The organism is Myxococcus sp. AM009 (assembly GCF_013372605.1).
GTDB lineage: Bacteria > Myxococcota > Myxococcia > Myxococcales > Myxococcaceae > Myxococcus > Myxococcus vastator.
The window spans coordinates 43,169-53,781 of sequence record NZ_JABXEP010000040.1 but is presented as its reverse complement, the minus strand read 5'-3'; the positions used below and the strand labels follow the sequence as shown (position 1 = coordinate 53,781).

Genomic DNA, 10,613 nt, shown 5'->3' with positions numbered 1-10,613 from the left:
GCCCGAGTCCCTCCGCTGCATCAACGCCGATTCCCGCGAGCCGGCGGGCTACCCCGCCGCGCTGGGCGACACCCGCGCCGCGTTGCTCCACACGGACCCGCCGTACTGCCTGCTCACCCGGCGGCGCAAGGGCGGGGACCTGCGGGACACGCGCGCGCACAAGAAGATTGACCAGAACCCCATCGTCCGCTTCGAGACGGTGCGCGACTACCGCGCCTTCTCCGAGGCCTGGCTGTCGCGCGCCACCGCGCACCTGACGCCGGACGCGCCCCTCATCATCTGGACGAACCTGCTGGGCAAGGAGCCTCTCCTCACCGCCGCGCGCGGGCTGGGCTACCCGCACCTGCGCGGCGAGTACGTCTGGGGCAAGCGCACCACCGACAAGAACGCCAACGAGCAGACGCTGCGCGTCTATGAAGTCGCGCTCGTGATTGCCCGCACGCCCGCGCCGCCGCTGGCGCCGGGTGACTTGCCCACCGTCTGGGCCGTCGTCGGCGGCTACGACGATGAAGGCGAGGCGAAGCGCTGGGGCGGCCACCCGCACCACAAGCCCTTCTCCGTCCTGGAGCCGCTGCTGCGCACGTACAGCCGCCCGGGGGACACGGTGCTGGACCCCTTCGCGGGCAGCGGCTCCATGCCGTCGGCGGCGCTGCGGCTGGGCCGGCGGCCCGCGTGCCTGGAAATCGAGCCGGAGTGGGCCGAGCGCGTCACCCACCGCCTGCGCGAGACGGCCCGCGAGGAGGCTCAGCGCGCCAGCGCCCGGTAGAGGCGCGTGTCCGCCCACTCGGGGATGTCGGTGGGACGGTGTCCCCACCAGTTCATCACCAGCGTGCGGCGCTGGCGGGACGTTCCGGGCAGCTTCCCGTCGGGAATCTGGTTGTCCGCGTCCAGCACGCCGTGGGTGAGCGTGCCGTCGAACGTCACCAGCCGGTTGGGCCGCGGCGTCACCAGGTCGGCGGTGTCCAGGTTCGCGGGCGCCAGGGACGGGTTGGCCGCGTCTGGCGGCTCGCGCGTCACCACCAGCGCGCCGCCGCGCACCCGGTTGAGGAACAACACCGAGGAGATGCGCGGGTGCACCAGCTCCCCGGTGCGCAGCGCCAGCTTCTCGTCGCGGTCCTGGTGGAAGTCCACGCGCACGTCCGTCGGGTACATGCGCGACAGCCACCACTCCACGCCGGCCACGCGGCGGCTGGCGGCGATGCGCGGACGCAGCGTGAGGATGATGTCCTCCACCACGTTGGCCGCGGGGCCGAAGTCGTACCAGAAGGTCGTCTGGTAGGTCTGGCGCAGGCGCTCCGTGCCCACGGCGCCCAAGCGCCGCAGCAGGCGGCGGAAGAGCAGGGGGGGCACGGCGTTCTCGGTGAGTCGAACGAGGGTTTCCACGAGGAGGACAGCATGCCATCTTCGCCTACCGCCCGGTGGCGTGGACCATTCTCCTCCGGCGAGGAGGGCTCGGAGACTTGATGAAGGCGCACCAGAAGATGCTCGTCGGTATTGCCTCCGGCGCGGTGGCGGGACTTGTCGCCAACGTCGTCGCGGGCGGCGCGCCCTGGCTGACCTTCCTCGTGGACAACGTCGCCTCGCCGGTGGGGCAGATCTTCATCCGCCTGCTGCTGATGCTCGTGGTGCCGCTGCTGTTCTCCGCCATCGTCGCGGCGGTGGCGGAGCTGGACCTCAAGCAGGTGGGGCGGCTGGGGGCTCGCACGCTGGGCTACACCGTCGTCCTGTCCTCCATCTCCGTCCTCATCGGCCTGGTGCTGGTCAACACGCTGCAGCCCGGCGCGGGCCTCAGCGACGAGGCCCGCGCGCTGGCCCAGGGCGGGATGACCATCCAGGCGGCCGCCGCGCCAGGGGCGTCCTCGTTCGGCGCGGTGCTCATCTCCATGGTGCCCACCAACCCCATCAAGGCCGCGGCGGATGGGGACTTCATCGGCCTCATCGTCTTCTCGCTCATCTTCGGCCTGGGCGTGGCGCTCACGCCGACGGAGCCCGTGCTGCGCCTGCGGGAAACCATCCAGGGCCTCTACGACGTGATGATGAAGCTCATCGACGGCGTGCTGAGCCTGGCGCCCTTCGGCGTGGCCGCGCTGCTGTTCTCCATGACGGCGCGGCTGGGCTTCGGCATCTTCGTGCAGCTCGGCTTGTACCTGGGCACGGTGCTGCTGGCGCTGGGCCTGCACATGTTCATCGTCTACTCGCTGTCGGTGCGCTTCCTGGGCGGGCGCAACCCCATCGAGTTCTTCCGCGGCAGCCGGCTGGCCATCGTCACCGCCTTCTCCACGTCCTCTTCCAGCGCCACGCTGCCCACCGCGCTCAAGGTGGCGGAGGAGAACCTCAAGCTGCCGCGCAACGTGTCGCGCTTCGTGCTCACCGCCGGCTCGGCCATGAACCAGAACGGCACCGCGCTCTTCGAAGGCGTCACGGTGCTCTTCCTCGCCCAGGTCTACGGCGTGCCGCTCAGCCTGTCCGACCAGGCGCTCATCATGTTCATCTGCATCCTGGCGGGCATCGGCACCGCGGGGGTGCCGGCGGGCTCCATCCCCGTCATCGCGATGATTCTGGGCATGTTCAAGATTCCAGTGGAGGGCCTGGGCCTCATCCTGGGCGTGGACCGCTTCCTGGACATGTGCCGCACCACGCTCAACGTCACCGGGGACCTGGCCGCCGCCGTCTACGTGGCGCGCGGGGAGCCGGCCGACAGCCCGGCCGCAGAGGGAGCCGTGGACCCCTCCGCCTCCTGACGCCGGGCATTTCCCGCCGCACCTTCCCAAGGCAAACGCAGTCCCAACGCAGTCATCGGCAAGGAGCCCCGCATGAGGGTCGCCAAGAACTCCGTCGTCTCGCTCGAATACCGGCTGCACCTGGGAGACGGTCAGGTCATCGACCAGAGCGCCCCCGAGCAGCCGCTCTCCTACCTGCACGGGCACCGGCAGATTGTCCCGGGGCTCGAAGGCGCCCTGGAGGGCATGAGCCTGGGGGAGCGCAAGCAGGTGGTGGTGGCGCCCGGCCAGGGCTACGGCGAGCACGACCCGGCGGGCGTGCGCACCGTGCCGCGCGACATGCTGCCGCCCGGCTTCTCGCCGCAGGCCGGCCAGACGCTGATGGCGCAGACGGACCAGGGCGACATCCAGCTGCGCATCCAGGAGGTGCGCGAGGACGGCGTCGTGGTGGACCTCAACCACCCGCTGGCCGGCAAGACGCTGCACTTCGACGTCACCGTGAAGGACGTGCGGACCGCCACGCAGGAGGAGCTCACCCACGGCCACGTCCACGGGCCGGGCGGGCATGAGCACGGCTGACGTGCCGCCCTGACGCGGCGCGGCCAGCCCAGGAGGTTGGCCCGCCCGTCACACGTCGCGCTCGCGAGGGGAAGGGGCGTGGATTATTGTCGCGGCCCCCATGAGCCAGTCCCCCTCGCAGACGCCCAGCCCCAGCGACCTCCGCATCCAACCGTCCGACGCACCGGGGGACGCGGGCGCCTCCGCGGCCCAGGACCCGGAGCGTTACTGGCTGGAGCACGTCTACCAGGGCGGGGCGCGCCAGCTCACGGTGCGCGCCGTCATCGCCGGCATGGCGATTGGCGCGGTGATGTGCCTGTCCAACCTGTACGTCATCCTCAAGACGGGCTGGAGCCTGGGCGTCACCATCACCGCCTGCATCCTGGCCTTCGCGGTGTTCGGCACGCTGCGCTCGATTCGGGTGCTGAAGACGGAGTTCACCGACCTGGAGAACAACGCCATGGGCTCGGTGGCGTCGGCCGCGGGCTACATGACGGGCGGCGGCAACATGGCCGCGGTGCCCGCGCTGCTGATGCTGACGGGGACGCTGCCGTCCTCGGGCTGGCTGATGGTCTGGTTCGCCGTCATCTCCGCGCTGGGCGTCTTCGCGGCCATCCCCATCAAGCGCCAGCTCATCAACATCGAGGCGCTGCCGTTCCCCACCGGCACGGCCACCGCGGAGACCATCCGCGCGCTGCACGGCCACGGCGAGGTGGCCCGGCGCAAGTCGCGGCTGCTGGGCATCTCCGGCGCCATTGGCGCGTTCGTCGTGGCCCTGCGCGACGCGCGCTTCACGTGGCTGGCCAACATCCCGGAGAAGGTGAGCCTGCCCTTCACGATGCTGGGGAAGAAGGCGTCGGCGTGGTCGCTGTCCTTCGAGTTCAGCCTGCTGCTGGTGGGCGCGGGCGCGCTGGTGAGCTTCCGCACGGGCTGGTCCATGCTGCTGGGCGCGGTGCTCACCTACGGCTTCCTGGCCCCGGCCATGGTGAGCCAGGGCGCCATCGCCGAGGTCAGCTACCGCTCCATCAACAGCTGGATGGTGTGGACGGGCTCCGCGGTGCTGGTGTCCTCGGGCCTGCTCTCCTTCGCCTTCCAGTGGCGCAGCGTGGCGCGCTCCTTCAAGTCGCTGTCCGGCCTGTTCAAGGGGAAGGACGCGAAGGCGGAGGAGGCGGACCCGCTGGCCGGCATTGAATGCCCGCCCTCGTGGTTCCCCCTGGGCTTCGCGATTCTGGGCCCGGTGGCCGTGTTCCTCATGGCCTACCTGTTCCAGATTCCGTGGTGGGCGGGCGTGCTGGCCATGCCGCTGGCCGTCGTCATGGGCGTCATCGCCAGCCGGGTGACGGGTGAGACGGACACCACGCCCACCAAGGCGCTGGGCCCCGTCACGCAGCTCATCTTCGGCGGCCTGGCGCCGGGCAACATCCCCGCCAACGTCATGAGCGCCAACGCGACGGGCGGCGTGGGGCTCCACTCGGCGGACCTGCTGACGGACCTCAAGTCCGGGTGGCTGCTGGGCGCCAACCCGCGCCAGCAGTTCGTCGCGCAGCTCTTCGGCGTGGTGGCCGGCGCGGCGGTGGTGGTGCCCGTGTTCAAGATTCTGGTGCCGGACGCCAGCATGCTGGGCTCCGAGGAGTTCCCCGCGCCCGCCTCCATGGTGTGGGCCGGCGTGTCGAAGCTGCTCGCCACGGGCGTGGCCGCGCTGCCGGGCTCGGCGCGCGTGGGCGCGCTGTGCGGCGCCACGCTGGGCATCTTCCTGGTGCTGCTGGAGCGCTGGGCCCCGGCGAAGGCGAAGGGCTACGTGCCGTCCCCCGCGGGCTTCGGGCTGGCCATCGTGATTCCGGGCTCCAGCTCCATCGCCTTCTTCCTGGGTTCGGCCATCGCCGCGCTGCTGCGCCGCACGAAGCCGAAGCTGGCGGACGACATGGTGCTGCCGGTGTCCTCCGGCTTCATCGCCGGAGAGAGCCTGCTGGGCATCGGTATCGCGATGGCGAAGGCCTTCGGAGTGATGCCCAAATAGGACGCCGCGGCGGGGCGGGGCGCTTCAGTCCACCTTGAAGGTGGAGAACGAGGCGCCCGCCATGAAGCGGAAGGTGGGCGTGTCCATGCCAGCGCCCACGCCGGGCCCGCCCATGACGTAGAGGTCCATCCAGGACAGCGCGTGCTTGCGGATGGCCAGCAGCAGCTCGCCGCCCGGGCGGCCGCCTTGCAGCGGCAGCCCCGCCACGACGCTCACCTCGCCGCGCGTGCTCTCTCCGGCTCGCGACGTCACCGTGGCGCCCAGCCGCAGCTCGCTGCCGATGACGTCCTGGGAGAAGCCGGACACGCTGACGAGCTCGTGCTTCTTGCGCACCAGCACGCCGGCCTCACCGCCCACCTGCCACGTCTCCGCCAGGAAGCCGACCTGCAGGCGGGGGTGCACCGCGTAGTCGTCCCGGGCCAGCAGCGCCGCGCTGCCCACCGGGAGCGCGGCCGACACGTCCGCCGCCAACTGGAAGCCGAAGTCCTGACGCAGCAGCGCCGCGCGCAGGCCCAGCCACGGCGTGCCCATCCCCGAGCCTTCCGGGGCGTTGAAGTCCCGGAAGCGCGAGCCGCCCTGGCTGACGATGAAGGGCACCTCCGCGGCGACCTGGAGCCACGGCAGCACGCCGTAGGCGGCCGTCAGGTCCATGGTGAAGCGGTCCTCCACCAGGCCGCTGCCGCCGCCCGGCTCCCAACGCCGCTGGAAGTGGAAGGGGAGCTGCTCGTAGTGCCCCTGGACGGACATGCGCAGCGCGCCCTGGGGCAGCGTGCGGCCCGTGCCCACCATCAGCGAGCCTAGCGCCGCCGGGTCCAATTCCAGACGCTGGAGGTTGAAGGAGGGGAGCGAACGGCCCTGGGCCCGCGTTTCAGCGGGGCCGAGGAGCAGGGCCAATGAGGACAACGCAGAGACAAGCACAAGCCGGGACGGCAAGACGACGCCTCCAATGAATCACGACGTGAGTGCGACGGCCCCGAAGTCCCGCACGAGTCGCACGACGCGCCAGTCCCATGCAAGGGCCGCCCGCCGTCCCTTGCGTCCAGCAAGTATTGAGGTTCCAAACAACGCACTGGCTTGACGTGCCAGCCGTCCGGATTCTCCCTGGGTTTCCGTGAAGTCCCATTCCCAGACATGGCTGGGAATGGACAGACGCGCGCCGGCCTACGCGCTGGCGGCGGCCAGGTCCTGCAACTCCTGCCAGCGCGTATAGAGCCGGTCCACCTCGGCGACGGTGGCATCCAGCGCCTTCTGCACCTCCGCCACCTTGGGGCCGTTGCTGTACACGGTGGGGTCGGCGAGCTGGGCCTCCAGGATGGCCTTGCGCGACTCGACGGCCTCAATGGCGGTCTCCATGCCGTCCAGCTCGCGCTGGTCCTTGTAGGAGAGCTTCCCGGGCTTGCGCGCGGCCTTGGCGGGCGCGGGCGCGGGTTCGTCCTGCCTGGCGGCCGGCTTCGGGGCGGTGGGGGCGGCGGCCTTCGCGTCCGACTGCTCCTTCAGCCGCCGGTACATGGCGTAGTTGCCTTCGTAGCGGGTGACGCGGCCTTCACCGTCGAAGGTGAGGATGCTGGTGGCCACCTTGTCCAGGAAGTACCGGTCATGCGTGACGAGCAGGGTGCTGCCCCCGAAGTCCAGGAGCAGCCGCTCCAGGATGTTGAGGGTGACGATGTCCAAATCATTGGTGGGCTCGTCCAGCACCAGCACGTTGGCGCCCTCCAGGAACAGGCGCGCCAGCAGCAGCCGGTTGCGCTCGCCGCCCGACAGCGCCTTCACCTTCATGCGCTGCATGGGCACGGGGAAGAGCAGGTCGTCCAGGTAGTCGCGCAGGGCCACCTTCTGGTCGCCCAGCTCCACCCAGTCCTCGCCCTGCGAGGCTGACTCGTACACGGTGGCCTCCAGGTCGAGCTGCGCCCGGCTCTGGTCGTAGTACGCCACCTTCGTGTTCTTCCCGATGACGAGCTTGCCGCCGTCGGGCTCCACCTCGCCCAGCAGCACGCGCAGGAAGGTCGTCTTGCCCACGCCGTTGGGGCCCACCAGGCCCACGCGCTCGCCGCGCTGGAGGCGGAAGTCCACGCCGTCCAGCACCTTCCGGTCGCCAAAGGCCTTCTTCACGCCCTCGGCCTCGATGACGGTGTGGCCCAGCCGGGGCGCCGCCGCCACGCGCAGGTCCGCGACCTTGGGGCGCTCGAAGCCCTTCTCCGCCATCAGCTTCTGCGCCCGGTCGATGCGCGACTTGCTCTTGGTGCGGCGGGCCTCCGGGCCCTTGCGCAGCCACGCCACTTCTTGCGCAATCCAGCGCTCGCGCTTGTGCTGCGCCAGCGCGGCGTTCTCCTGCGCCACCAGCTTCTGCTCCACGTAGGCCTGGTAGTTGCCGGGATACGACGTCACGCCCGCGCCGGGCTGGATTTCGACGATGCGGTCCACCAGCCCGTCCAGGAAGTACCGGTCGTGCGTGACGAGCAGCAGCGCCCCGGGCAGCTTGTCCAGCTCCTCCTCCAGCCAGTCCACGGTGTCCGCGTCCAGGTGGTTGGTGGGCTCGTCCAGCAGCAGCAGGTCCGGCCGCGTCAGCAGCGCCCGGGCAATGGACACGCGCTTGCGCAGGCCGCCGGACAGCTGCGCCACGGGCCGGTCCCAGTCCTTCACGCCCAGCCTGTCCAGCAGCGTCTTGGCGTGGTGCTCGGTGTCCCAGCCGCCCATCTGCTCGATGCGGTCGCTGAGCGCGGAGAACTGCGCCATCAGCTTGTCCTGCTCTTGCGCGGGGGCGGACTCCATCCGCTGCGCCAGCTCCGCGTGGGCGGCCAGCGTCTCCTTCAGCGGCCCTTGGGACACGGACAGCTCGGAGGCCACCGTGGCGCCTTCGGGGAACTCCGGCTCCTGGGGCAGGTAGGTGACGCGGGCGCCGCGGCGCAGCTGGAGCTCGCCCGTGTCGGCGCGGGAGGCCCCGGCCAGGATCTTCATCAGCGACGACTTGCCGGAGCCGTTGACGCCCACCAGGCCCACCCGCTCTCCCTCTTCAATCGTGAAGGTGAGGTCCTGGAAGACGGTGCGGCTTCCGAAGCTGAGCTGAACGTTGGCGGCGCGGAGCAGCGTCACGGTATCGGACTCCTGGAAAGGCGAAAGGCGCCCCTCATTGAAGAGGGACGCCTTCCTTACCGCCAGAGTGCGGCGGATGCGCGGACTACTTGCGCGCGGCCTGCTCGGCGGCCAGCCGCTCCTTGTACGCCGCCATCAGGGCCTCGGACTCGTTCCGGGGCACCGGCGTGTAGCGGGAGAACTCCATCGTGTACTCGCCCTTGCCCTGGGTGGCGGAGCGCAGGTCCGTGGAGTAGCCGAACATGGTGTTCAGCGGCACCTCGGCCACCGCCGTGACGTAGCCCTCGGCCGTCTCGGTGGAGAGGATGGTGCCACGGCGCTGGTTCAGCTGACCCACGACGGAGCCCTGGAAGTCCTCGGGGGCCTGGACCTCCACCTTCATCATCGGCTCGAGGATGATGGGCTTGGCGGCGGCGTAGCCCTCACGGAAGCCCATGATGGCGGCCGTCTTGAACGCCATTTCGGACGAGTCCACCGCGTGGAAGGCGCCGTCGTTGATGACCACGCGCACACCCACCACGGGGAAGCCGATGAGGCTGCCCTTCTTGACGGCCTCGGTGAAGCCCTTGTCGCAGGCCGGGATGAACTCGCGGGGGATGGAGCCGCCCACGATGTCGTCCACGAACTCGTACTGCTGCACCGCGTCCGAGGGCAGCGGCTCCAGGTAACCGCACACGCGGGCGAACTGGCCGGAGCCACCCGTCTGCTTCTTGTGCGTGTACGCGAACTCGCCCTTCTGGCTGATGGTCTCGCGGTAAGCCACCTGCGGCTTGCCGGCCTGGACCTCGCAGTTGTACTCGCGCTTCATGCGCTCGATGTAGATCTCCAGGTGGAGCTCACCCATGCCGCGGATGATGGTCTGCCCGGACTCCTCATCGCGGTGCACGCGGAAGGTGGGGTCCTCCTTGGTGAACCGGTTGAGCGCCTTGGAGAAGTTGGCCAGCGCGGAGCGGTCCTTGGGGGCCACGGCGAGCGAAATCACGGCGTCCGGCACGTGCATGGACGTCATCGTGTAGCTCACGGCGCCGTCGGTGAACGTGTCGCCGGACGCGCACTCAATGCCGAACAGCGCAACGATGTCACCGGCGGTGGCGTCGTTGATGTCGTTCATCTGGCTGGAGTGCATGCGGACGATGCGCGGAACCTTGACCTTCTTCTGGTTCGACTGGTTGATGATGAAGTCACCCTTCGAAACCCGGCCCTGGTAGATGCGCATGTACGTCAGCTGCCCGTAGCGGCCGTCTTCCAGCTTGAACGCCAGACCGACGAAGGGCTTCTCCGGGTCGGACTCGAGGATGACCTTCGCCTCGTTGTTCTTCTGGTCCAGCGCCTCGTTCGTCGCCTCCTTGGGGTTCGGGAGGTACGCGCAAACGGCGTTCAGGGCCAGCTGCACGCCCTTGTTCTTGTAGGCGGAGCCGCACATGACCGGCGTCATCTTCAGGCCAATGGTGGCCCGGCGGATGGCGGCGACCAACACGTCGTGCGGGATGGCCACGTCCGACAGGAACAGCTCGCCGAGCTGGTCGTCGACCTCGGCCACGCCTTCAATCATCTGCTGGCGGCGCTCCTTGGCCTCCTCGAGCATCTCCGCGGGAATCTCCTCTTCGCGGATGTTCTCGCCGTTCTCACCATCGAAGTAGAACGCCTTCATGGTGATGAGGTCGACCAGGCCCTTGAAGCGGTCCTCGGCGCCGATGGGCATCTGGAGCTTCACCGGGTGGTGGTTCAGCTTCTCCTTCAGCTGCGCGGCCACGCGGTCATAGTTCGCGCCGGCGCGGTCCATCTTGTTGACGAACGCGATGCGCGGAACGCGGTAGCGCTTCATCTGGCGGTCCACGGTGATGGACTGTGACTGCACGCCGGACACCGAGCAGAGGACCAGGATGGCGCCGTCGAGGACGCGGAGCGAGCGCTCCACCTCGATGGTGAAGTCCACGTGTCCCGGGGTGTCGATGAGGTTGATGTTGTACTCGCCCCACATCGCGAACGTGGCGGCGGACTGGATGGTGATGCCCTTCTCACGCTCCAGGTCCATCGAATCCATGATCGCGCCCACGCCGTCCTTGCCGCGGACCTCGTGGATCTCGTGAATCCGACCCGTATAGAACAGGATGCGCTCAGAGAGCGTCGTCTTGCCCGAGTCGATGTGGGCGGAGATACCGATGTTTCGAATCTTCTCGATGGGTGCGTTGGCGGCCACGATCCGGTCCTTCTTTTCTTGAAAGTGC

General features: G+C 69.5%; 8 protein-coding genes. 4 read left to right on the top strand and 4 right to left on the bottom strand.

All coding sequences use genetic code 11. The features are described from left to right. The coding region (locus HV824_RS12825) for a DNA methyltransferase (RefSeq protein WP_176423389.1) at positions 1-766 on the top strand (766 nt) is incomplete at its 5' end. On the opposite strand, the gene HV824_RS12820 is transcribed toward HV824_RS12825, so the two are convergent. Further along, a complete protein-coding gene (locus tag HV824_RS12820; protein ID WP_176423388.1) occupies positions 745-1,383 on the bottom strand; it encodes a 2OG-Fe(II) oxygenase in 639 nt (212 codons plus the stop codon). The genes HV824_RS12825 and HV824_RS12820 overlap by 22 nt on opposite strands. An 80-nt stretch (positions 1,384-1,463) precedes the next feature. Between HV824_RS12820 and HV824_RS12815 the strand changes: the two genes are divergently transcribed. From HV824_RS12815 to HV824_RS12805, 3 genes are all read left to right on the top strand, one after another. Continuing rightward, entirely contained in the window at positions 1,464-2,741 is a 1,278-nt protein-coding gene (locus tag HV824_RS12815; RefSeq protein ID WP_176423390.1) for a dicarboxylate/amino acid:cation symporter, read from the top strand. A gap of 72 nt (positions 2,742-2,813) precedes the next feature. Next, complete coding sequence (locus HV824_RS12810; RefSeq protein ID WP_176423387.1) at positions 2,814-3,299, top strand: peptidylprolyl isomerase; 486 nt, start codon at positions 2,814-2,816, stop codon at positions 3,297-3,299. Between the two features lie 100 nt (positions 3,300-3,399). Then, on the top strand, positions 3,400-5,295 hold the full coding sequence (locus HV824_RS12805) for an OPT family oligopeptide transporter (protein ID WP_176423386.1): 1,896 nt from the start codon (positions 3,400-3,402) through the stop codon (positions 5,293-5,295). Between the two features lie 24 nt (positions 5,296-5,319). Here HV824_RS12805 and HV824_RS12800 read toward each other — a convergent pair whose 3' ends face one another. The 3 genes from HV824_RS12800 to fusA form a co-directional block, all read right to left on the bottom strand. Then, positions 5,320-6,228, bottom strand: coding sequence for a flagellar motor protein MotB (locus HV824_RS12800; RefSeq protein WP_217917347.1), 909 nt, complete (start codon positions 6,226-6,228; stop codon positions 5,320-5,322). Positions 6,229-6,456: 228 nt separating this feature from the next. Beyond that, positions 6,457-8,385 (bottom strand): ABC-F family ATP-binding cassette domain-containing protein, encoded by a 1,929-nt coding sequence (locus tag HV824_RS12795; protein WP_176423385.1) that lies wholly within the window; start codon positions 8,383-8,385, stop codon positions 6,457-6,459. An 85-nt stretch (positions 8,386-8,470) separates the two neighbouring features. Further along, complete coding sequence (gene fusA, locus HV824_RS12790; protein ID WP_176418322.1) at positions 8,471-10,585, bottom strand: elongation factor G; 2,115 nt, start codon at positions 10,583-10,585, stop codon at positions 8,471-8,473. Between the last annotated feature and the right edge of the window lie 28 nt (positions 10,586-10,613).

What these genes read in the sequence shown, in the direction of transcription:
- HV824_RS12805 (WP_176423386.1), top strand. Translation starts at nt 3,400, where the DNA reads ATGAGCCAGTCCCCCTCGCAGACGCCCAGCCCCAGCGACCTCCGCATC.
- HV824_RS12810 (WP_176423387.1), top strand. Translation starts at nt 2,814, where the DNA reads ATGAGGGTCGCCAAGAACTCCGTCGTCTCGCTCGAATACCGGCTGCAC.
- HV824_RS12815 (WP_176423390.1), top strand. Translation starts at nt 1,464, where the DNA reads ATGAAGGCGCACCAGAAGATGCTCGTCGGTATTGCCTCCGGCGCGGTG.